21 protein-coding genes are annotated in these 22,083 nt (G+C 60.7%); 13 read left to right on the top strand and 8 right to left on the bottom strand.

Annotation, left to right across the window (positions count from 1 at the left end):
- Positions 1-118: 118 nt before the first annotated feature.
- Positions 119-1,000: a LysR family transcriptional regulator gene (locus tag ACRZ94_RS03985; protein ID WP_480650223.1), complete on the top strand. Its 882-nt coding sequence runs from the start codon at positions 119-121 to the stop codon at positions 998-1,000.
- On the opposite strand, the gene ACRZ94_RS03980 is transcribed toward ACRZ94_RS03985, so the two are convergent.
- Positions 997-1,953, bottom strand: coding sequence for an NADPH:quinone oxidoreductase family protein (locus tag ACRZ94_RS03980; protein ID WP_480650224.1), 957 nt, complete (start codon positions 1,951-1,953; stop codon positions 997-999). The genes ACRZ94_RS03985 and ACRZ94_RS03980 overlap by 4 nt on opposite strands.
- Positions 1,954-2,266: 313 nt before the next feature.
- Between ACRZ94_RS03980 and ACRZ94_RS03975 the strand changes: the two genes are divergently transcribed.
- The 3 genes from ACRZ94_RS03975 to ACRZ94_RS03965 all read left to right on the top strand — a co-directional run bounded on the left by ACRZ94_RS03975 (position 2,267) and on the right by ACRZ94_RS03965 (position 4,925).
- Positions 2,267-2,638, top strand: a complete 372-nt coding sequence (locus tag ACRZ94_RS03975) for a helix-turn-helix domain-containing protein (RefSeq protein WP_058280151.1) — start codon at positions 2,267-2,269, stop codon at positions 2,636-2,638.
- A gap of 45 nt (positions 2,639-2,683) precedes the next feature.
- Positions 2,684-3,475 (top strand): histidinol-phosphatase, encoded by a 792-nt coding sequence (gene hisN / locus ACRZ94_RS03970; protein ID WP_480650225.1) that lies wholly within the window; start codon positions 2,684-2,686, stop codon positions 3,473-3,475.
- A 115-nt stretch (positions 3,476-3,590) separates the two neighbouring features.
- Positions 3,591-4,925 carry an 8-oxoguanine deaminase gene (locus ACRZ94_RS03965; RefSeq protein ID WP_480650226.1) on the top strand — a complete coding sequence of 445 codons (1,335 nt, stop codon included), beginning with the start codon at positions 3,591-3,593 and terminating at the stop codon, positions 4,923-4,925.
- Here ACRZ94_RS03965 and guaD read toward each other — a convergent pair.
- Entirely contained in the window at positions 4,922-6,211 is a 1,290-nt protein-coding gene (guaD, locus tag ACRZ94_RS03960; RefSeq protein ID WP_480650227.1) for a guanine deaminase, read from the bottom strand. The genes ACRZ94_RS03965 and guaD overlap by 4 nt on opposite strands.
- 140 nt (positions 6,212-6,351) lie before the next feature.
- Between guaD and mgtE the strand changes: the two genes are divergently transcribed.
- Positions 6,352-7,746 carry a magnesium transporter gene (mgtE, locus tag ACRZ94_RS03955; protein ID WP_480651421.1) on the top strand — a complete coding sequence of 465 codons (1,395 nt, stop codon included), beginning with the start codon at positions 6,352-6,354 and terminating at the stop codon, positions 7,744-7,746.
- Complete coding sequence (locus ACRZ94_RS03950) at positions 7,743-8,300, top strand: 5-formyltetrahydrofolate cyclo-ligase (RefSeq protein ID WP_480650228.1); 558 nt, start codon at positions 7,743-7,745, stop codon at positions 8,298-8,300. Before mgtE ends, ACRZ94_RS03950 begins: the two co-directional genes overlap by 4 nt.
- Positions 8,301-8,302: 2 nt before the next feature.
- Here ACRZ94_RS03950 and ACRZ94_RS03945 read toward each other — a convergent pair whose 3' ends face one another.
- Positions 8,303-8,530 (bottom strand): putative hemolysin, encoded by a 228-nt coding sequence (locus tag ACRZ94_RS03945; RefSeq protein ID WP_480650229.1) that lies wholly within the window; start codon positions 8,528-8,530, stop codon positions 8,303-8,305.
- Positions 8,531-8,618: 88 nt separating this feature from the next.
- Between ACRZ94_RS03945 and ACRZ94_RS03940 the strand changes: the two genes are divergently transcribed.
- From ACRZ94_RS03940 to ACRZ94_RS03930, 3 genes are all read left to right on the top strand, one after another.
- On the top strand, positions 8,619-9,434 hold the full coding sequence (locus ACRZ94_RS03940) for a TIGR00282 family metallophosphoesterase (protein WP_480650230.1): 816 nt from the start codon (positions 8,619-8,621) through the stop codon (positions 9,432-9,434).
- A gap of 79 nt (positions 9,435-9,513) precedes the next feature.
- On the top strand, positions 9,514-11,292 hold the full coding sequence (locus tag ACRZ94_RS03935) for an SLC13 family permease (RefSeq protein ID WP_480650231.1): 1,779 nt from the start codon (positions 9,514-9,516) through the stop codon (positions 11,290-11,292).
- A 96-nt stretch (positions 11,293-11,388) separates the two neighbouring features.
- Positions 11,389-12,135: a YbaY family lipoprotein gene (locus ACRZ94_RS03930; protein WP_480796713.1), complete on the top strand. Its 747-nt coding sequence runs from the start codon at positions 11,389-11,391 to the stop codon at positions 12,133-12,135.
- Here the strand turns inward: ACRZ94_RS03930 and ACRZ94_RS03925 are convergent.
- The 4 genes from ACRZ94_RS03925 to ACRZ94_RS03910 all read right to left on the bottom strand — a co-directional run bounded on the left by ACRZ94_RS03925 (position 12,132) and on the right by ACRZ94_RS03910 (position 17,258).
- On the bottom strand, positions 12,132-13,793 hold the full coding sequence (locus ACRZ94_RS03925; protein ID WP_480796712.1) for an FAD-binding dehydrogenase: 1,662 nt from the start codon (positions 13,791-13,793) through the stop codon (positions 12,132-12,134). The genes ACRZ94_RS03930 and ACRZ94_RS03925 overlap by 4 nt on opposite strands.
- A gap of 11 nt (positions 13,794-13,804) precedes the next feature.
- Positions 13,805-14,662, bottom strand: a complete 858-nt coding sequence (locus ACRZ94_RS03920) for a bile acid:sodium symporter family protein (protein WP_480796711.1) — start codon at positions 14,660-14,662, stop codon at positions 13,805-13,807.
- Between the two features lie 72 nt (positions 14,663-14,734).
- Positions 14,735-15,469 carry a glutamine amidotransferase gene (locus tag ACRZ94_RS03915; protein WP_480650234.1) on the bottom strand — a complete coding sequence of 245 codons (735 nt, stop codon included), beginning with the start codon at positions 15,467-15,469 and terminating at the stop codon, positions 14,735-14,737.
- A gap of 16 nt (positions 15,470-15,485) precedes the next feature.
- Entirely contained in the window at positions 15,486-17,258 is a 1,773-nt protein-coding gene (locus ACRZ94_RS03910; RefSeq protein WP_480796710.1) for an SLC13 family permease, read from the bottom strand.
- A gap of 110 nt (positions 17,259-17,368) precedes the next feature.
- On the opposite strand from ACRZ94_RS03910, the gene ACRZ94_RS03905 reads away from it, so the two are divergent.
- Together ACRZ94_RS03905 and ACRZ94_RS03900 are read left to right on the top strand one after the other, a co-directional pair.
- The gene (locus ACRZ94_RS03905; RefSeq protein WP_480650236.1) at positions 17,369-18,109 is read left to right on the top strand and encodes a YebC/PmpR family DNA-binding transcriptional regulator; all 741 of its coding nucleotides are present in this window, start codon (positions 17,369-17,371) and stop codon (positions 18,107-18,109) included.
- Positions 18,110-18,242: 133 nt separating this feature from the next.
- Positions 18,243-19,517 carry an MFS transporter gene (locus tag ACRZ94_RS03900; protein ID WP_480796709.1) on the top strand — a complete coding sequence of 425 codons (1,275 nt, stop codon included), beginning with the start codon at positions 18,243-18,245 and terminating at the stop codon, positions 19,515-19,517.
- Here ACRZ94_RS03900 and ACRZ94_RS03895 read toward each other — a convergent pair.
- On the bottom strand, positions 19,512-20,390 hold the full coding sequence (locus ACRZ94_RS03895; protein WP_480796708.1) for a LysR family transcriptional regulator ArgP: 879 nt from the start codon (positions 20,388-20,390) through the stop codon (positions 19,512-19,514). The two genes, ACRZ94_RS03900 and ACRZ94_RS03895, sit on opposite strands and share 6 nt — an antisense overlap.
- An 86-nt stretch (positions 20,391-20,476) precedes the next feature.
- On the opposite strand from ACRZ94_RS03895, the gene lysE reads away from it, so the two are divergent.
- Together lysE and ACRZ94_RS03885 are read left to right on the top strand one after the other, a co-directional pair.
- A complete protein-coding gene (gene lysE, locus ACRZ94_RS03890) occupies positions 20,477-21,076 on the top strand; it encodes an L-lysine exporter (RefSeq protein ID WP_480650239.1) in 600 nt (199 codons plus the stop codon).
- Between the two features lie 40 nt (positions 21,077-21,116).
- Positions 21,117-22,025, top strand: a complete 909-nt coding sequence (locus tag ACRZ94_RS03885; RefSeq protein WP_480650240.1) for a DMT family transporter — start codon at positions 21,117-21,119, stop codon at positions 22,023-22,025.
- The last annotated feature ends 58 nt before the right edge of the window (positions 22,026-22,083 follow it).

The raw sequence follows: 22,083 nt of genomic DNA, 5'->3' as shown, positions 1-22,083 counted from the left end.
CCTTTTGCTGTTTTCCGATGGATCGAGGTGATCACATCAATTTCCTTGATTTATATGCCCTATCATGACACATTTTAAAAATGAATGTTTTTGAAGTGATGCATAAGGATTCGTGAAGATGCGAAATTTGGACATTACAACACTCCGATCCTTTGTTGCGGTGGCTGATCAGGGTGGCGTGACCCGGGCCGCCGGGTTCCTGCACCTGACGCAATCTGCCGTTTCGATGCAGCTCAAACGGTTGGAAGAGTTGCTGGGGCTGGAATTGCTGGATCGTTCGGGTCGGACCATTGCGCTGACAGCCTCGGGTGAGCAGTTGCTGGCCTATGCCCGCCGTATGATCGCGTTGAATGATGAGGTGATCTCGAAACTCACCGATCAGGCGTTCGAGGGTGAGGTTGTTCTGGGTGTTCCGCATGACATCGTCTATCCGGCCATTCCGCGCGTACTGCAGCGGTTCAACGCGGATTTCCCGCGCGTGCGGGTGCAATTGGTGTCGTCTTATTCATTGCAATTGAAGGATATGTTCAAGAAGGGCGAATGTGACCTGATCCTGACGACCGAAGCAAGCGCGAGCGATGGTGCTGAAACGGTTGCCGAACTGCCGCTGCGCTGGATCGGAGCGCCGGGTGGTTCGGCGTGGCGCAAGCGCCCGATTCCCCTTGCCGTCGGGCGTCGCTGCATGTTCCGCCCGCAGATAATAGCTGCGTTGGATGAGGCCGGGCTGCCTTGGGAGTTGTCGGTCGAAACCGAAAATGATCGCACGATTGAGGCCACCGTGTCTGCCGATCTGGCCATCCATGCCATGCTGGACGGGACCGAAGCGGCACATTTGGTTCAGATTGACGATGGAGGGGTGCTGCCCATGCTACCGGCCCATATGATCAACCTCTATGGCGGTGAAACAGGGCGTGGCCCGGTGGTCGAGGCTTTGGCCGATCTGGTGCGCCAGAATTTCCGCATGCTGGGCAGTGCGCCGCTGAAAGCCGTTGTTGGTTAAGGCGTGATCACGACCTTGCCGGTCGCGCTGCGGTCGCGCAGCAGTTGCAGGCCCGCCTCTGCTTCGGTCAGGGGCAGCACGTGGCTGATATGCGGCTTGATCCGCCCCTCTGAGTGCCAGCGGAACAGCGTCTCAAAGCTGTTTCGCACGATCTCGGGCCGGAAGGTCAGGTATCCCCCGATGTAAAAGCCGATCACCGTCAGGTTCTTGACCAGAAGATGGTTGGCCGGGATCTGCGGCACCTCGCCGCCCGCAAAACCGATGGGCAGCAAACGGCCTTCGGGGTTGGTGGCGCGAAAGGCGGCTTTGAAGACCTCTCCTCCGATGGCATCGTACACGACATCTGCGCCGCCAAGCTCTTTCACACGCGCGCGCAGGTCCTCGGATGCGTCGATCAGATGATCCGCACCGGCGGCGCGGGCAACGGCCAGCTTATCCACCCCGCGGGCCTGCGCGATGACGGTCGCGCCCATCAGCTTGCCAATCTCAACCGCCGTCAGGCCCACACCACCGGCGGCTCCGGTCACCAGCAGCGTTTCACCGGGTTGCAGCCGCGCGCGGTGATCAAGCGCAAGATGGCTGGTGCCATAGGCAATCTGGATGGCGGCGGCATCCTCAAAACTGGTGGAGTCAGGCAGGGGAATCGCCCGGTCGGCGTCAAAAACGCCGAACTCGGCCAAACCACCTTGACCGGAATAGACTGCGATTCTGTCTCCGACCTTCAGATGCGCAACATCTGGCCCCAGGGCGTCGATCACACCGGCGATTTCCATTCCCTGCGTAAACGGGGCAGGTGGGGTATCCTGATACGTGCCTTTTTGCATCAACAGGTCTGCAAAATTCAGCCCGCATGCCTTGATAGCAACCCGAATCTGTCCTTGGCCGGGCGTGGGTGTATCTATCTCGCAAAGCCGGGCGGCTGCTCCCTGTGTTTCAATTCTATAGGCCAGCATGAATGCGCTCCTGTGGTTTGGCGCATTGGTCCGTGTCGCCCTTGGAATGTCAATCTGTGACCCTGCAGAACCCGGCGGTCGGCATGACCGCAAAAAGACGTGTGCAGGCATAGTGCGATACAACCTTAATCCACTGCACTTTAGAACCGATTCAACCTTCTTGAAAAAATGCTGAAAAAGCGCAATATTAGATCAGGTGCTGATTTGGGGATGCCTTCCTGATTAGGGAGTGATTAAGGGCGGCTCGCTAGTGTTGCGGTAGTAAGGCATGTCGCACACCCGAATTGGTTGTGTGTAGTAGAGGAGAATTCGGATGACTCATCACGTCGATGTCCATGTGGGCAAGCGCGTCCGGCATCGCCGCTGGCTGATTGGAATGACCCAACAGCAGTTGGCGCAGCAGGTAGGTATCAAGTTTCAACAAATCCAGAAGTATGAAACAGGTGCCAATCGTATCAGCGCATCCCGCCTTTGGGACATCGCCGAAGCATTGGACGTTCCTGTCAGCTTTTTCTTCGAAGGTCTGGAGGAGGCCGAGAAGGAAGCAACTGGCAAGAAATCGGTGCCAGCTGACCTGATGGGCGATAAAGAGGCTTTGGACCTTGTCCGTTCCTACTATGCCATTCCGGAAAACCAGCGCCGCCGCCTGTTTGAACTGGCTCGGGTCCTCAGCGACGTCGCCTGAGCGAACGGGGTTGACTCTGACACGCGCGGACCGCACGGGTAGCGCATGCAAGAGACACCGATAAGCGATCTGGATGTAGCGAATGAAATGGCCGACGCAGCGCGTGCGGCTATTTTGCCGTTGTTCCGTCAAGCCAACCTGGAAACAGACAACAAGCTGTCACAAGGGTTTGACCCTGTGACGGTTGCGGACCGCAATGCCGAACAGGCAATGCGGGCAGTTTTGGCCAAACACCGCCCTGATGACGGTATTTTTGGCGAAGAATTCGGTCAGGTGCAGGGCAGCAGCGGCCGGACCTGGGTGCTGGACCCCATAGACGGCACCCGCGGCTTCATCAGCGGTACGCCGACATGGGGCGTTCTGATCGCACTCAGCACGCAGGACGGCCCGATCATGGGGGTGATCGACCAGCCTTATATAGGCGAGCGGTTCGTGGGGTCGGCGGATATTGCTCAGATGACCGGCCCAACTGGCACGGCACGATTGCAGACCCGCGCGACACCCGATCTGAACCAGGCAATTCTGTTCACCACATTCCCCGAAGTTGGCACCGTCGAAGAACGCGCCGGATTTCAATCCGTGGCTCAGCACGTGAAACTGACGCGCTATGGTATGGATTGTTATGCCTATGCGCTGTTGGCGGCAGGGCAGGTCGATCTGGTCATTGAGGCGGGGTTGAACGCCTATGACGTTCAGGCCCCGATTGCGGTGATCGAGGCGGCGGGTGGTATCGTCACCGATTGGCAGGGCGGCCACGCGCATGAAGGCGGGCGCGTTCTGGCTGCGGCGAACAAAGACCTCCACGCGGCGGCGCTGGCACTATTGTCGCAACACTGAAACGGCTTGTCGGGTCCGGACCGGTCGGGTAAAAACGGCCCGGCTGGTTCTTGTGCCCGTTTTCCGCCAGCCCATGCTCTTCTTGCACGAAACGGGTGTATTGCAAGGGGGCAGAATGACCGAAATCCTGATCAAGAATGCAGACACCATCCTGACGATGGATGACGACCGGCGCGAGTTGTCGGGGGCAGATATACTGATCCGAGGTGGCCAGATTATACAGATCGGTCAGGGGCTAAAGACTTCGGGCGACATTCACGACGCCGTCGGGTGTGTCGTGACGCCGGGATTGGTGAACACCCATCATCACCTGTACCAGACGCTGACCCGTGCGGTGCCGGGTGGACAGGATGCGCTGCTGTTCGGATGGCTGAAAACGCTCTATCCCATTTGGTCCCGGTTCGGGCCTGAGGAGATGTTCGTCTCGGCCCAGATCGGGCTGGCTGAACTGGCGTTGTCGGGCTGTACGCTCAGCTCTGACCATCTGTACCTCTACCCAAACGGCGCTCGGTTGGACGAAACGATCGCCGCTGCGGCCGAGATCGGCCTGCGCTTTCACCCCACACGCGGTGCGATGAGCATCGGGGAAAGCGATGGTGGCCTGCCACCGGATGCGCTGGTTGAGCGGGAACAGGCGATTCTCGACGATATGATCCGCGTGGTGGATGCGTTCCACGACCCGTCTGAGGGCGCGATGTGCCGGGTCGGGCTGGCACCCTGTTCGCCCTTCTCTGTCAGCCGCGACCTGATGCGCGACGCGGCGGTACTGGCGCGGGACAAGGGGGTGATGCTGCACACCCATCTGGCCGAGAATGACGAAGACATCGCCTATTCGCAGGCCCAGTTCGGCTGCCGCCCCGGCCAATATGCCGAGGAACTGGGCTGGACCGGCCCCGATGTCTGGCATGCGCATTGCGTCAAGTTGGACGGGGCCGAGATCGATCTGTTTGCCAGAACCCAAACCGGGGTTGCGCATTGTCCCTGTTCCAATTGCCGTTTGGGGTCAGGGATAGCTCCGGTGCGTGCCATGCGCGATCATGGCGTACCGGTCGGGCTGGGCGCGGATGGCTCGGCCAGTAACGACAATGGCAGCCTGATGCTTGAGGCGCGGCAAGCCATGTTGCTGCAACGGGTGGCAAAGGGGGCCGATGCGATGTCGTCCCGCGAGGCGCTGGAGATTGCGACAAGGGGCGGCGCGGATGTGCTGAACCGCCCCGATTGTGGACGACTCGCGGCCGGGAAACGCGCAGACATTGCCATTTGGGATGCGCGCTGCATCGAAAGTGCAGGCAGCTGGGATCCTGCCGCGTTGTTGCTGGCGGGGCCGATGAAAGTAAAACACTTGTTTGTCGAAGGCCGACAGGTCGTGCGCGGCGGGCATGTCACGACCCTGGACATGCCACGCGTGATCGAGCGTCAAAACCAGTTGGCGCGCGCGTTGCAGGCTTAGGTCGTGACGCGCTGGCCGCTGATCCAGACCTCGGCGATGGCCCGGTCGTCGCCCATCATGATGGTTGGGAAAATCGCCTCCCAAAGGTCGTCCGCGCAGGCTTCGCGCTGAGCGATTGCGGGGGTTGAGGCAAGGTCGAGCACGACCAGATCCGCCTCCATCCCCGGTGCGACATTGCCGATGCTGTCATCCAGCCGCAAAGAACGCGCCGATCCTACTGTGCCCAGCCACAACAGCTGTGCGGCATGCAGGGGCGATCCGCGTAGCTGGCCGATCTCATAGGCCGAGGCCATCGTGTGCAGCATTGAGAAACTGGAGCCGCCGCCGGTATCCGTCGCCAGCCCGACGCGATGGCCGTCGCGCAGCAGCCCGTCCATGTCAAACAGGCCCGACCCGATAAAGGTGTTCGAGGTCGGGCAGTGGATCAGCGAGGCATCTACCTCGCGCAGGCGGTCCCGCTCGCGTGATTCCAGATGGATGACGTGACCGTAAACGCCATGAGAGCCCAGCAGGCCGAATTTCTCATAGGTATCCAGATAATCCCGCGCCTCGGGGAACAACTCGCGGACCCAGGTTATCTCGTCGGTCTGTTCGCTCAGATGGGTCTGCATCAGGCAATGCGGATGTTCGGCCCAGAGCGCGCCCATCGCCTCAAGCTGCTCGGGGGTCGAGGTGGGCGAAAAGCGCGGCGTGATCGCATAGGACAGCCGGTCGATGCCGTGCCACTTCTCCAGCAAGGCTTCGGATTGGTCATAGGCCGTTTGCGCGGTGTCGCGCAGCCCGTCGGGTGCGTTGCGGTCCATACAGGTTTTGCCGGCGACCACACGCTGATTGCGGGACTGCGCGGCGGCAAAGAAGGCATCGACGCTTTCGGGGTGGATGGTGCAAAAGCTGCACATGGTCGTCGTGCCGTGCGCCGCCGTCAGATCCAGATACCGGTTGGCGATCTCGGCGGCATAAGCCGGATCGCCGAACTTCATCTCTTCGGGGAAGGTATAGGTGTTCAGCCAGTCGATCAGACGTTTTCCCCAGCTGGCGATCATCGCGGTCTGCGGATAATGCACATGGGCATCCACGAAACCGGCCATGATCACGTGCTGACCGTGATCCACGACAACCGCATCGGGATGAGCAACGCGCAAGGAACCCGCATCCGCCACGGCGGAAATGCGGCCATCCTCGATCAGAACGGCCTCGCTGATTTTGACGGCATCGGTCGGTTCACCGTCAAAGGGAGAGCCGGTAAAGCTCAGGACACGGCCTTTCAGCAGCGTTTTTTGCGCCATTATGTGTCATCTCCGCCTGTATTGGGATCGGGAAACAGCATAAGCGGGGGAAACTTGTCGGTAAATCGCCGCATTGTCATTGTTTTCCGGTAGCTGCTTCTTCTAATTAGGGGTCAATGACCGAAGAAACGGGGGCAGACATGACCACAGGCTTTGATGAACCCGTAACTGAACCCGCCAGCGATGACGATGCCTATGCGCTGGATCGCCGGACGGTAGCGGCGATTTTGTATGCGGTCGATGTGGATGACCGCGACAAGCTGGTCGAGTTGATGGAACCGTTGCACCCGGCGGACATCGCTGACCTTCTGGAACAGATCAACCCCTATGACCGGGCGCGGCTGATCCGCCTGTATGACAAGGAATTTGACGGCGACATCCTGTCGGAACTTGATGAGGCCGTCCGCGAAGAGATCATCGACATCCTGAAACCAGACGTGCTGGCCGAGGCCGTGCGCGACATGGAAAGCGACGATGTTGTTGACCTTCTGGAAGACCTCGAAGAGCCGCAGCAAGAGGCCATTCTGGACGCGCTGGAGGATTCCGAGCGTGTCGCGGCCGAACAGGCGCTGTCCTACCCGGAAAACTCGGCCGGTCGTCTTATGCAGCGCGAGGTCGTCATGGCGCCCGACCATTGGTCGGTGGGCCAGGCCATCGATTTCATGCGCGCCAATGATGATCTGCCGGAACAATTCTATCATGTGGTGCTGGTTGATCCGCGGCTGAAGCCTGTGGCGCAGGTGACTTTGGGCAAGCTGATGGCGGCACGGCGCAACGTACCTTTGCACGACATCACCGAAGAAGAATTTCACACCATCCCCGTCGATCAGGACGAAGAGGATGTCGCCTACGCATTCAACCAGTATCACCTGATCTCGTCTCCGGTGGTGGATGACGATGGACGGTTGGTCGGTGTCATCACCATCGACGATGCGATGGTCGTTCTGGATGAAGAACACGAAGAAGATATCCTGCGACTTGCAGGTGTGAGCGACGAAAGCTCGATCTCGGATAGCGTGGCGGCAACCAGCCGACGGCGTCTGCCGTGGCTGGCAGTGAACCTGTGTACAGCCATCTGTGCCTCGCTGGTGATTTCACAGTTTGAGGCGGCGATCGATCAGCTGGTGGCGTTGGCGATCCTGATGCCGATTGTGGCGTCGATGGGCGGCAATGCCGGGACGCAGTCGCTGACGGTGGCAGTGCGGGCGCTGGCGACGCGCGACCTGACCGGGTCTAACGTGATGCGGGTGATCCGGCGGGAATTGCTGGTGGGGATGCTCAACGGGCTGTGTTTCGCCATCGTGTTGGGCACTGTCGGCATGCTCTGGTTCGATTCTCCGCTGCTGGGTGTCGTGATCGGGGCCGCCTTGGTCGTGAACATGATCATCGCAGGCTTTGTCGGTACGGTAGTACCTGTGGTGCTGGACCGACTGGGCGCAGACCCGGCACTTGCGTCCGGCACCTTTGTGACAACGACAACGGATGTCATGGGGTTCTTCCTGTTTCTTGGACTTGCCAGCGTGGTGCTATTGTGACCGATCTGACCGAAGTGAAAGCCGCCGCGCGCAAGGCAGCATTTGCGCGCCGCAAGGCCGCGTTTGACGCGCGCCTGCCGGGTGCTGCCGGGCGATTGTCCGAAGTTTTGGCCGGGCACCGGGGTGTGCCGATATCAGGCTATATGCCCATTCGGACCGAGATCGATCCGCTGCCCGCCATGGCCGAGGCCGCGGCCTATGGCCCGGTCGGTGTACCGGTGATTCAGGCCGCTGCGCAACCGCTGAAGTTTTCACGCTGGACACCCGAAGGGGTGCTGAAAGACGGCCCGTTCGGGGCCAAAGTGCCCGAGATCGATGACTATTTCGACCCCGAAATCCTAATCGTTCCACTTGTGGCCTTTGATGCGCAGGGCGGACGGCTGGGTTATGGCGGCGGTTTCTATGACCGCACGCTGGAAGGGCTGCGCGCCAAACGCCCGACCCTGGCCATCGGCTTTGCCTTTGACGCGCAAGAAGCCGAAGGGCTGCCGCTGGAACCCACAGACCAGCCTCTGGACATGGTGATCACGGAAAGCAGAGTGCTGAGCTTTTAGGCTCAGCCCATATTCTCGGCACGGAAATAGTCCCACGCATCCTGTGTCGATCCGTCAGGCAGGGTGCAGGTTCCGGTTTGCCCGTCAGCACCATCAACGATGTCGTAAGTGCCGCCCTTTTCAACGCAGAAGGTGGCGGCGGGGTTGGCAAGTCCGACCGTGTCATCTGCGGGCTGATCGCAGGCGGCAAGCGGGGCCAACAGGGCGGCGGGAATGAAGTAGCGGGTCATCAAACTCTCCTGTCCAAAGTGTTTTCATGGATTATGGCGGCAGTTTAACCACTTGTGCTTGGCAGACGCCACACTTAGGACAGTTCGGATGAGGATACTGTTTCTGGGTGACGTCATGGGCCGCGCGGGACGCACGGCCATTCAGCAGCATCTGCCGCGCCTGCGCGATGAATGGCGGCTGGATTTCGTTGTGGTCAATGGCGAGAACGCCTCGAACGGGATGGGGCTGACCGGCGATCACGCCAAGCTGCTGCTGAATGCAGGGGCCGATTGCCTGACGTTGGGCGATCATGCGTTCGACCAGAAGGACATGCTGCAATTCATCGAGAATGAGCCGCGCATCGTGCGCCCGGTGAATTTCGCCAAGGGCGCACCGGGGCGGGGGCACCGCCTGTATACCGCGCCGGGTGGGCGCAAGGTTCTGGTGGTGCAGGTGCTGGGTCAGGTCTTTATGAAACGGCCTTTTGACGACCCGTTTTCCTCGATCGAGCCGATCCTGAAATCCCACCCGCGCGGTGGGCAGGCACAGGCGATCATCGTGGATATGCATTGCGAGGCGACGTCCGAGAAGATGGCCATGGGCCATTATTGCGACAAACGCGCCAGCCTTGTGGTGGGTACGCATACCCATGTGCCGACGGCGGATGCGCAGATTCTTCCAGGCGGGACGGCATACCTGTCCGACGCGGGGATGTGCGGCGACTATGATTCGGTAATCGGCATGGACAAGGTGGAACCGATGCGCCGGTTCATCACCGGAATGCCCAAGGCGCGGTTTACCCCCGCCAACGGCGAAGCAACGCTAAGCGGCGTGTTCGTCGAAACCGATGATCGTGACGGGCAGGCCAAATCCGTGCAGATGGTGCGCGTTGGCGGGCGGTTACAGCAGGCGGGGCCTCAGTAAAGCTTGCCCTGACCTGCGCAATGCGAGAAACTGCCTGACGGGCGCGCAGCTCAGGTCAAGGTTCGGACACAACCCAAGAATGCAATTCCTACAACTTTCAGAAACGGGTAGCGCGATACTGGCGCTCTTGGTGGTCGCGGGCATGTTCATCATGTTCCTGCGCGAGGTTTATCCGACCGAGGTTGTGGCCATTGGCGGTGTCGCCGTGATGCTGGTGACCGGTATCCTGCCCTATCAAAGCGCGCTGGCGGTATTGTCGAACCCCGCGCCCTGGACGATTGCCGCGATGTTCATCATCATGGGTGCCCTCGTGCGGACAGGGGCGCTGGATGCGTTTACCTCGACCGCGCAAAAGCAGGCGCAGGTGAACCCGCGTATCGCGATTGGCCTGTTGATGGGGTTTGTTGTGCTCGCCTCGGCCGTGGTGTCCAACACACCGGTTGTGGTTGTGATGATCCCGGTCTTTGTCCAGATCGCGCGCACGCTGAATGTTCCGGCGTCCAAACTTTTGATCCCGCTCAGCTACGCCGCGATTCTGGGCGGAACACTGACCCTGATCGGCACATCGACAAACCTTTTGGTTGATGGTGTTGCGCGATCTCAGGGGATGGCACCCTTCACGATTTTTGAGGTCACGCCGCTGGGTATCGCAGTGGTGATCTATGGGATGGTTTATCTGCGATTCATCGCGCCGCGCCTTTTGCCGGATCGCGACAGCATGGCCTCGTTGCTTTCAGACCGGTCCAAGATGAAATTCTTTACCGAGGCGGTCATTCCCCCCGAAAGCAATTTGATTGGGCGCGAGGTGACAGGCGTTCAGCTGTTCAAACGCCCCGGTGTACGTCTGATCGACGTCATTCGCGGTGACGAGTCGCTGCGCCGCAACCTCAAAGGGGTTGAGCTGAAGCTGGGCGATCGCGTGGTTCTGCGAACCGAGATGACGGAGTTGCTGAGCCTGCAAAGCAACAAGGAACTCAAACGCGTCGATCAGGTTTCGGCGGTTGAGACCAAGACGGTCGAGGTGCTGATCACCCCCGGTTGCCGCATGGTCGGCAGAACGCTTGGCACGCTGCGGTTGCGCCGCCGCTATGGTGTCTATGTGCTGGCGGTGCATCGGCGGAACCAGAATATCGGGCGGCAACTGGATGATCTGGTGGTGCGGGTGGGCGATACCCTGCTGCTTGAAGGGTCTCCTGCGGACATTCAGAGACTGGCCGCAGACATGGATATGGTGGATGTCACCCAGCCCTCGGCCCGTGCGTTCCGCCGCAGCCATGCGCCCATCGCAATCGGGGCCCTGACCGGAATCGTTGTGCTGGCGGCGCTGGGCGTGGCGCCCATCCTGCTGCTGTCTGTTGTTGCCGTCGCTGTGGTGTTGCTGACCGGCTGTATCGATGCGGATGAGGCGTTTTCCTTTGTCGAGGGGCGCCTGCTGGCGCTGATCTTTGCCATGCTGGCCATCGGGGCGGCGCTGGACAAATCCGGGGCCGTTTCGCTGATCGTTGAGGCCGTCGCACCGGGGCTGAGCGTTTTGCCGCCGTTCCTGATTATCTGGGCCGTGTACTTGCTGACGTCGGTACTAACCGAATTGGTGTCGAACAACGCGGTGGCCGTGGTGGTGACGCCGATTGCCATTGGTCTGGCACAGGCAGTTGGGATCGATCCGCGCCCGCTGGTGGTGGCAGTGATGGTGGCGGCCTCGGCCTCATTTGCGACACCGATCGGGTATCAGACCAACATGATGGTCTACGGGCCCGGGGGCTATCGGTTCACCGATTTCCTGAAGGTCGGCGTGCCGTTGAACCTGACGGTCGGATTGCTGGCGTCACTGCTGATTCCGCTGATCTGGCCGCTGTAGCGCGGGCACGGATTCGCCGATGCTTGGGGGCGACCCTTGTAAACGCAGAACCAGTCACGATCTTTTTAGCCAAGACGAATGTGAAAGGATCGGATCATGCCTTTTCCTAAACTCGGGCAGGCCATCGTGGCAGTTGCAATCATGCTGACCATTATCGGCGGCCAAAGCCATGCGGGTACGGTGACCGGAACCGCCACCTATCGTGAGCGGATCGCGGTGCCACAAGATGCCACGCTGTTTGTTGAGCTGCAGGATATCTCTCTGGCCGATGCACCGGCCGTTACCCTGGCCGCGCAACGCTATGCGCTGACCGGTGTCCCGGCGCAGTTCGAGCTGAGCTTTGATGACGCGCTGATCCGCGAAGGCATGACCTATGCGGTGCGCGGCGCGATTTACCGCGATGGGCAGTTGCTGTTCACAACGGATACCGTCCATCCCGTTCTGACCAACGGGGCCGGGGATACAACGGACCTTGTTCTGGTGCAGGTCAGCGGGCAGGGCTCGGCCACGCTTGAGAATTCAAACTGGACCGCGATTGGCATCGACGGAGACGTGCTGAATACCGAACGCCCGCCGCAGCTGGACTTTGCGCGGGGCGGCGCGTTCAGCGGCACGGGCGGGTGCAACCGGTTTTCCGGTCAGGCTGACCTGTCCGGTGACACGCTGGAATTCCCTGACAACATGGCCGCCACGCTGATGGCCTGTCCGCCCGATCTTGAGGCGGTCGAGGATCAGTTCTTTGCCGCCTTGCAGGGTGTGACCACCTATGCGTTGGCCGGTGACAGCCTTGTGCTGCTGGATGCTGCGGGCGAGCCGGTTCTCAAGTTCATTCGCACGCCCTAGGCCACAGCGCGCGACCGTCCGGCGTTGCGGCCCGAAAAGATGCAGCCGCCCAGGAATGACCCTTCGAGCGCGTTGTAACCGTGATAGCCGCCGCCGCCGAACCCGGCGACTTCTCCGGCTGCGAACAGGCCGGGGACAACCTGACCGTCTGCGCCGATCATCTGGCTGTCCAGATTGGTTTGCAGCCCGCCCAGCGTCTTGCGTGTCAGCACGTGCAGTTTGACCGCGATCAGAGGGCCTTTGGCCCGATCTAGGAACTTGTGCGGCTTGGCGGTGCGGATCAGCCTGTCCCCGCGATAGTTGCGGGCCGCCAGAATGGCCGCCATCTGCGCGTCCTTGGTAAAGGGGTTGTCGACCTGACTGTCCCGCGCCTCGATCTGGGCGCGCAGATGGGCCTCATCAATCAGGCCGCCGCCCAGCTGGTTCATGCCGCTGACCAGTTCGGTCAGGGTGTTCGCGACGATGAAATCCTCGCCATGCTGTTTGAACGCCTCGACCGGGGCGGTGGCCTTTGATCCGGTCAGGATGCGCTGCAACAGCACCTCTTTCCAGCCACCATCCGTCATGTCGGGGTTCTGCTCCGAGCCGGACAGCGCGAATTCCTTTTTGATGACCTTCTGGGTCAGCACGAACCAGCTGTATTCATAGCCGGTTTTCAGGATTTCCTTCAGCGTGCCCAGCGTGTCGAACCCCGGCAGGCAGGGCGGTTTCAGACGGTTGCCGCGCGCATCGAACCACATTGAACTGGGCCCAGGCAGGATGCGGATACCATGCGACGGCCAGATCGGGTTCCAGTTGCGCACGCCCTCGGTGTAATGCCACATCCGATCGCCATTGATCACGTGACCGCCCGCTTTTTCGCTGATCCCAATCATGCGGCCATCGACGTGAAAGGGCACGCCTGCAACCATATCTTTTGGTGGCTCACCCAGCCGGTCGCGCGGCCAGTTCTTGCGCACCATCTCGAAATTGCCGCCAATCCCGCCCGAGGTCACGATAACCGAGGGCGCATAAACCTCGAACTCACCCACCTCATCGCGGTTGGTTTTTGCACCGTGCTGGGCTGTGTCGTCGGCCAGAACCTCGCCCGAGACACCTTTGGCGCAGCCGTTCTGCATGATGATGTGGCTGACCTGATGGCGGAATTTCAGCTCGATCAACCCGGCGTCCACATGTTCGCGCACACGGCGGACAAAGTTCTTCAGCACACCGGGCCCGGTGCCCCAAGTGATGTGAAACCGGGGAACCGAATTGCCGTGCCCATCCGCATAAGAACCGCCGCGTTCGGCCCAGCCGACAATGGGAAACCAGCGCAGGCCCATGTCGTAAAGCCACGGACGCATCTCTCCGGCGGCGAATTCGACATAGGCTTCGGCCCATTTGCGCGGCCATGCGTCCTCGGCACGGTCGAACTGCGCGCTGCCCATCCAGTCGCGCAGGGCCAGTTCGTGGCTGTCCCTGATCCCCATGCGCCGCTGTTCCGGTGTGTCGACCATGAATAGCCCGCCAAGGCTCCAGAACGCTTGGCCGCCCAGGAAATGCTCGGGCTCCTGATCCAGAACGATTACCTTCTTGCCGCGATCCCCCAACTCGGCAGCAGCGGCCAGCCCAGCCAGCCCGGCGCCCACGACAATTGCATCAGCAGAGTTCTTGGTCATGGCAAGTCCTTTCAGCGGCTGCGCAGCCAGGCGATATAGGGCAGGGCCACGACATACATCATGATCCCGTACACGGCCGAAGGCAGCGCCAGAGGGCTGAACCCCGACTCAGTTCCCGTGATCAGCGCGGCCAGTGTAATCCCGAGGGTCGAGTTCTGGATGCCGGTTTCGATTGAGATCGTCTTACTCTCGTCCCAGGACAGTTTCGCGGCGCGCGCGATGCCCAGACCAATGGCCAGCAGCGCAACGTTCAGCGTGACCAGACCTGCGCCCATGATCCCAAGGTTGGTGATGAATGTCTCCCAATTGGCGGCCAGCGCGGCGAGCACGACCAGAACAAACAGCCCCGTCGCCAGCTTTGACAACGGCGCGTCGATCCGCTCGGCAAAACCGGATGCAAAGTGGCGCAAGGTGACGCCGATGGCGACGGGCAGGGTTGTGATCAGAAACAGCGCGATGGCCAGCCCGGTGATCGAGACCTCGGGCGCGTCCTCTCCCATGAAATGAGCAATCGACCATGCTGCCAATATGGGAACGGTCAGCATTGACAGCAGGCTGATGACCGCAGTCAGGCTGACCGAAAGGGCCACGTCGCCCTTGGCCAGTTTCGACAGGATATTGCTGGTCACACCGCCGGGGCAAAAGCTGAGCAGCATGAAACCCACGGCAATCTCGGGCGGCAGAGCGAACAGCTTGACGGTGATGAAGGCCACAACGGGCAGCAAGATCACCTGACACACGGCGCCAATGGCAAAGGGGTAGCCCCGGCTTAGCACCCGGCGGAAATCGGCGACGTGCAGGCCAACGCCCAGCGACAACATGATGATGGCCAGCGAAAGCGGCAGGCCGACACTAATGAGCAGATCCAAAAACAACTCCTCCCAAAGCCGTTCGGGGCAGCCTATGTCACGGGCCAAGCCGCAGGCAACCGCTCCGTTGGGTCATTTGTAGCGCTCGGCAAAGCGGCGCAGGATTTCTCCGGGTTTGGTGACGTCGGCGGCGTGGCAGATGTCGATCAGCCGCTGCGCATCTTCGGGCGGGAAATAGCCGAAATTCCTGTAGATATTGATACGCTGTTCAAAATCCTTCGCATCCGCCTCGGGGTGGAATTGCGTGGCATAGACGTTGTCGCCCCAACGGATCATCTGAAACGGGCAGGGGTCCGAGGTCAGCAGGTGAACGCATCCCTCAGGCAGGGATTGAACGGCCTCTTTGTGCCCGACAAATGCATCGAACCTGTCGCCCAGCCCGGCGGTCAGCGGATCGCGCGCGCCGTCCTCGGTCAGGTGGCAGGTCGACGGGCCAACGGGTTCCCCGAATTGCGCCTTGCTGACCTCTCCGCCCAGATGGGCAGCCAGAATGCCCAGACCATAGCAGCAGCCCATGAATGGGTGATCATGCGCGGTGATCTGCGGCATCAGACCCATGATCGCCGCTTCGACACGGGTGTCGATTTCGGATTTCGTAGCCGGGTCATCACTGACACAGCCCGGCCCGCCGCCAACGATCACGCCGGCATAGTTCGTGACGTCCAGCCCCTCGGGCAGTTCCTCGCAATCCAGACGGATGCGATGGGTTTGCTCGGGCGTCAGACCGGTTTTGTCGAGGATCGAGGCATATTCGGCGTCTGACGCCTCGGCCTCGGGGCGCAGTTGCAGGATCAGAAAGCGTTTCATGTGATGCCCTTACCCGTCACAGCGGCCAGAAGACAAGGATGGCGGGGATTGAGACCGCAACGATAAGGATTTCCAGTGGAAGCCCCATCCGCCAGTAATCCCCGAACCGATACCCTCCCGGTCCCAGAACCAGCGTATTGTTCTTATGCCCGATAGGGGTCAGGAACGCGGCCGAGGCTGCGACGGCCACCGTCATCAGGAACGGATCGGGCGAGACCTCAAGCGTGCGGGCCATCTGGATGCCGACCGGGGCGGCGACGATGGCTGTGGCGGTGTTGTTCAGCACGTCCGAAAGGGTCATGGTAACGATCATCAGCACCGTCAGAATAGCCCATGCGGGCAGACCGTCGGTCAATTGTACCAGCGCATTTGCAATCAGTTCCGTACCACCGGATGTCTCCAGCGCGCTGCCCAAGGGGATCATCGAGCCTAGCAGCACCACGACCGGCCATTCGATGTGATTGTAGAGATCGGTGATCGGCATGATCTTGGTCAGCACATAGGCCACCACCACCAACCCCAGCGCAATCGGCAGGTAGATCAACCCGACGCTGGCCGCCAGCACGGCAGCAGCAAACAGGCCGATGGCCAGCCATGCCTTGTCATTGGCGGTGACGTTCAGCCCGCGTTGCGCCAGCGGCAGACAGCCCAGCCACTCGGTCACATCGGCGCTGCGGTCGCGGGGGCAGAGCAGCAGCAGGATGTCGCCCGCCTCAACCTCGGTCTTGCGGACCTGTTCGGTGATGCGGCGGCCCTGGCGCGAGATACCCATAAGCACCGTGCTTTGCCGCCATGCCAGCCCCAACCCCTGCGCCGTGCGCCCGGTAATGCGGGCGTTCTCGGTCGCGACAACTTCGATCACCTCTAGCCCATCGCCCTCGGCGGTCAGCAACTCCTGACGGCGCGTGTCCGAAAAGTCGAGGGTCAATGCCGCGCGGAATTCGTCCAGCGCCTCGGGCCGGGCCTCAAGCACCAGCGCGTCGCCCTGTTTCAGCGTGGCGTGGGCGGATCGGCCATAGCGGCGTTTGCCATCGCGGATCAGGCCGATAATGGCGACGTCCGATTTTTCCGCGGCCTCGTACAGCTCACTGACCCGTTTGCCGATATGGGCGGATTCGGGGGGGATGGTCAGTTCGGCGATGTATTCGGCAAGCGCTTCGGTGCTTTCCTCTTGCGGACCACGGTTGGGGATCAGGCGCCAGCCGACCAATGCGACAAAAGCCAGCCCTGCGATGGCAGCAATCCCGCCAACCGGGGCGAAATCGAACATCTGGAACGGCTCACCCAACGTTTCCTGCCGGATCGAGGCGATGATGATGTTGGGGGGCGTCCCGATCAGCGTCGCCATGCCGCCCAGAATGGTGGCAAAGCTCAGCGGCATCAGGGTCAGGCCCACCGACCGCCCCGCCTTGCGCGCGGTTTGAATATCCACCGGCATCAGCAGGGCCAAAGCGGCCACGTTGTTCATGAAGGCCGACAGCACCGCCCCGATCCCGCCCATAAGCGCGATATGGGCACCAAGACCGCGAGAGGCATCCACCAACGTGCGGGTGATCAGGAACACCGCGCCCGACCGGACCAGTCCGGCGGACACGACCAGCACCAAGGCCACGATGATAGTGGCGGGATGGCCAAACCCGGCAAAAGCATCATCCACGGGCACGACACCCAGCACCACCCCGATCAACAGCGCCGAAAACGCGACCAGATCGTATCGAAACCGCCCCCACAGAAGCATTCCGAAGACAGTTGCGAAAAGGCTGAAAAGAATAATCTGGTCTGTCGTCATGGGGTCACCATAGCCGCACGGGGGCGTGTCGCAAGCCGGTCTCTTGATCCTTGGCCCCGCAAACGTCTATATGAGCGCCGAACACGCAATCACTATCACGAGGACGCACCATGGCAGGCCACTCAAAATGGGCCAACATCCAGCACCGCAAGGGACGTCAGGACGCCGCGCGGTCCAAGCTGTTTTCCAAACTGTCGAAAGAGATCACTGTGGCCGCCAAGATGGGCGACCCCGATCCCGACAAGAACCCGCGCCTGCGTCTGGCCGTGAAAGAGGCCAAGTCGAATTCCGTCCCCAAGGACGTGATCGACCGCGCGATCAAGAAATCGGTTGCGGGCGAGGGCGACGAATACGAAGAAATCCGGTATGAGGGCTATGGCCCCAACGGTGTCGCCGTGATCGTTGAAACGATGACCGACAACCGGAACCGGACGGCCTCCACCGTGCGCTCGACGTTCTCGAAGAATGGCGGGAACCTGGGTGAGACCGGCTCGGTCGGGTTCATGTTCGACCGCAAGGGTGAGGTTGTCTATCCGGCAGATGCAGGCGACGCCGATGCGATCTTTGAGGCGGCGATCGAGGCCGGTGCCGAAGATGTCGAAAGCTCGGAAGACGGCCACATCATCTGGTGCGCAGATACCGACCTGAACGAGGTTTCGAATGCGCTGGAAACCGCCTTGGGCGAATCCGAATCCACCAAGTTGATCTGGAAGCCCACCACAACGACCGAGTTGGGTCTGGACGACATGCAAAAGCTGATGAAGCTGGTGGACGCGCTGGAAGATGACGATGACGTACAGCGCGTCACCACCAATTTTGAGGCCACGGACGAGGTCATGGCGCAGCTTTGACCCGCGCCGCACCGAACACGTTGAAAGCCCGGCCTTTGGTCGGGTTTTTCTTTTGGGGCCCGCATCTTGGCCGCACGGGAAGAACCCGGTAGGTTTGGCCCGACCGCCTTGTTTACTGTCCAAAGATCTACGCATGACCGACAGCCCCGAGCGCACACCCAAAAGAAACCTGCCGGTGCTGGCCGGGCAGAGTATCTTGTCTCAGGTCGCTTGGACTTTGGGCAGCCCATCTGTGGTGCTGCCGTTTTTGGCCGTATCGCTTGAGCTTCCGATGTTTGTTGCCGGTGCGCTGGTGTCGATCCGGATGGCGGGCAGCATGATTTCGGACGTGTTTCTGGCGCAACCGATTGCAGCACGTAAGCGCAAAAAGCGTGGGATTGCTTTGACCGAAATCGCAATCGGAGCCTGCCTTGTTCTGGCGGTTCTTGTTGCTGCAACCGGGGTTGTGTCGGCGACGGCGATTGCCTTTGTTCTTGCGTTCTTCTTCATCGGCCTGATCGAAGAGACGCAATCCTTGATGTACACCGATCTGCTTGGCGATCATGTGCAATCCCGGTCGCGGATGATCATGCACTACCTGCAACTGGGCGTAGGTGGGATGGGGGCCATCGGGATTGCTTTGCTGGTGCATGAGATCACCAAAGAGAACCCGCCCTTTTCAAGACACTCGGCCATTATAGCGGTTTCAGTTGCCTTTTTCCTTTTGTCGGGCCTGTCGATCATGGCGATGTCCGAGATCGCCAAGGCCGCACCCGAGACGCCGCACGGGGACTCCGCTGCGAAACGCAAGCTCAGGGACAATTTCACCGACATCATCGCCATGTTCGACCAGCCCTGGTTTCGCCGGTACATGGTCATGCGCGTGCCTTTGGTCGTGGTATCCCTGTCGGTTCCTTTCTTTGCCCTGATCGCGGCTGAGGCACATCATGCCTCGGCCAAGGGGCTGACAGCCATGATCATCTCATCCGCGTCCGGTTATCTGGTGTCAGCGCCCCTGTGGCAGTTGGTCAATATGAAATCGCACCGCGCGGTGATGGTATTGGGCAACCTTATGGTTGCAACAACGGGCACCGTGTTGCTGTCGGCGCATTTTCTGGGGATAGATCACGACATCCACCTGCACGCGGTGGCTTTGTTTGTGGTGACAGTGGCCGTCACGGGTATCAGCGGCGCGCGCAAGCTTTATTTCCTCGACGTGGCCCCCAAGGACCAGCGCGTGAAAGGGGCTGCCGCGATCAAAAGCATCAGCCGCACGCTGGGTGTGATTTTGGCAGCGGCGCTGGCTGCCGTCGCCCATATGCACGAGGTCGCCTGGGCCGTTTTGTTCATTGTTCTGGTAAGTGCATTTGCAGCCATTGCCTGTTATCGGGTTGTGCAACCGACAGAGCAAAAGGCTGTAGCATCATGACAAGGCTTGTGCCGCAACCCGTTTGACTGCCCGGGTCAGCGGTGCCAGGGCCGGGGACAAAACGCGGCCAACTTGCCACGTCAGGGGCACATCCAGCGGCGCGTTCGGAAGCAGAGGGACCAATCGACCCTCTGATAGCGCTTGCCCGGCCAGATCGATGGGGTTCATACCCCAACCCAGCCCAACCAATGCAGCATCCACAAATCCGTGCGAAGAAGGCAGGAAATGCAGGGGCGGGGACACCCTCTGGCCGATATGCTGGGCGATCCAAGACTTTTGCAGCCCGTCTTTGCGGTTGAAGGTCAGGCAGGGCGCATGGGTCAGAGTGCGCGCGCTCACACCAGCCGGGAACCACCGTTGCATAAAGCCCGGGCTTGCGGTGGCGATGTAACGCAGCGCGCCTAAATCCACTGCGTCGCAACCTGCCACCAATTGGGTGCCAACGGTGATGGCGGCGCTGACCTCTCCGCGCCGAAGCCACTCGGCGGAATGGTCCTGATCGTCGACCACCAGATCGAAGAGCAGACCATCGACCTGCGCGATGGCGTCGATGAACCACGTGGCCAGCACGTCTGCAGGAACGGCGACGCGTACCCGAGCGGGGCCGGCGGTTTGATCCAGCGTCAACTCTCGCGCCAGCTTCGCCTCAAGCAGGCTGATGTCTTCGGCGTGCTGGGCAAGCCGCAGCCCCGCCGGAGTGCCTGTGCAGGGGGCGCCGCGATGGATCAGGGCCGCCCCCACACGATCCTCAAGCGCTTTGATGCGTTGTGAAATGGCCGACGGTGTCACCGACAGCTCGGCCGCTGCGGCCTCAAAGCTGCCATGGCGCAGGATCGCGGCCAAAGCCGACAGGTGATTGGGATCGAGTAACATTAGCAGAGCTTAATCAGTGTCAGTTTCTTTAATTTGATAGAGGTGCGAAATAGCCGTAGTCAATACCTCGAACTGTAGGAGGGCCCATGTCCACATCTCTGATTGCAGGCTTTGTTCTTGGCTTCAGCCTTATCCTTGCCATCGGTGCGCAGAACGCATTTGTTCTGCGGCAAGGGCTGCGGCGCGAGCATGTCCTGCCCCTGTGCCTGACCTGTGCGATCTCGGACGCCATTCTGATCGCTGCCGGGGTTGCAGGTTTCGGGGCATTGGCGCAGGCCGTGCCTTGGTTCGAAACACTCATGCGGTATGGCGGTGCGATTTTCCTGACATGGTATGGGCTGCGCAGTCTGCAATCAGCCTGGCGCGGCGGGGCGGCGATGGATGTGGCCCAAGGGCAGCGGACCAGTCTGAAGTCGGTATTGCTGACGGTGCTCGCGTTTACCTGGCTCAACCCGCATGTCTATCTGGATACGGTTGTGCTGATCGGCTCCATCTCGGCCCAGTATGAGGACCGGCTGGCTTTTGCTGTGGGGGCGATGCTGGCCAGTTTCGTGTTCTTTTTCTCGCTGGGATATGGGGCGGCGATCCTGTCTCCGGTCTTTGCCCGGCCCCGGGCGTGGCAGGTTCTGGATATGGTGATCGGCGTGGTCATGCTGGGGATCGCTCTCAAACTTGTGGCGATGTGAAGGGTTGCCCCGCAGGGGTTTTCGGTGTTCTACCGTTAACATGACAACTCTTGCGCCGACATATCGCCCCTTGGTGGGCATGTTCTGGATGTTTGCCGCCGGGGTGTCATTTGTGGCGATGACGGCGCTGGTCAAATCGCTGGGGCCGACCATGGACCCGATTCAGGCGGCGTTCCTCAGGTTTGTCTTTGGCCTTGTCTTTTTATTGCCCGCCTTGAGGCTGATCCTGACAACGCCTCTGAACCGCCGCCACCTGACCCTTTTCGGAGTACGCGGCGTGGTCCACGCACTGGCGGTGATGCTGTGGTTCTTCTCGATGACGCAGATTCCCTTGGCCGAGGTCACGGCGATGAACTACATGACGCCGGTCTATGTCACACTGGGTGCCGCGCTGTTTCTGGGTGAGAAACTGGCCTTTCGCCGAATTGCCGCGATTCTTGTTGCCGTGATTGGCGTGATCATCATTCTGCGCCCGGGGTTCCGCGAGGTCTCGGCAGGCCATCTGAGCATGCTGGCCACGTCACTGGCGCTGGGCGCGTCCTATCTGATTGCCAAGGCGCTGGTACGCGACCTGCCGCCGTCGGTTGTTGTGGCGCATATGTCCATCTGGGTGACAATTGCTCTGATCCCTTTTGCTGTCGCGGTATGGACGCCACCCGGCCTGCGGGATCTGGGCCTGCTGTTTCTGGTCGCCAGCTTTGCCACGGCGGGGCATTACTTCATGACAATCGCCCTCAAAGCCGCCCCTGTGGCCGTGACGCAACCGGTGACGTTTCTGCAGCTGATCTGGGCTACGTTGCTGGGGGCGCTTGTCTTCCATGAACGGGTCGATATCTGGGTTGTCGCGGGCGGCACGCTGATCCTGGCCGCTGTCAGCTTTATCGCCTGGCGCGAAGCTGTATTGAACCGTAGTAGCCTGACGACCCCAAGCATTGGACCCAAGCTTTGAAACCGCTTTCACCCGCCGGAAATCGTTATTAATTGACGCGTCAATAAATACTCCGTAG

The sequence above is a fragment of the Ruegeria sp. CH10 genome, assembly GCF_056537125.1.
Note: the sequence above shows the minus strand (reverse complement) of the source record. Positions and strands in the feature narration are given on the sequence as shown.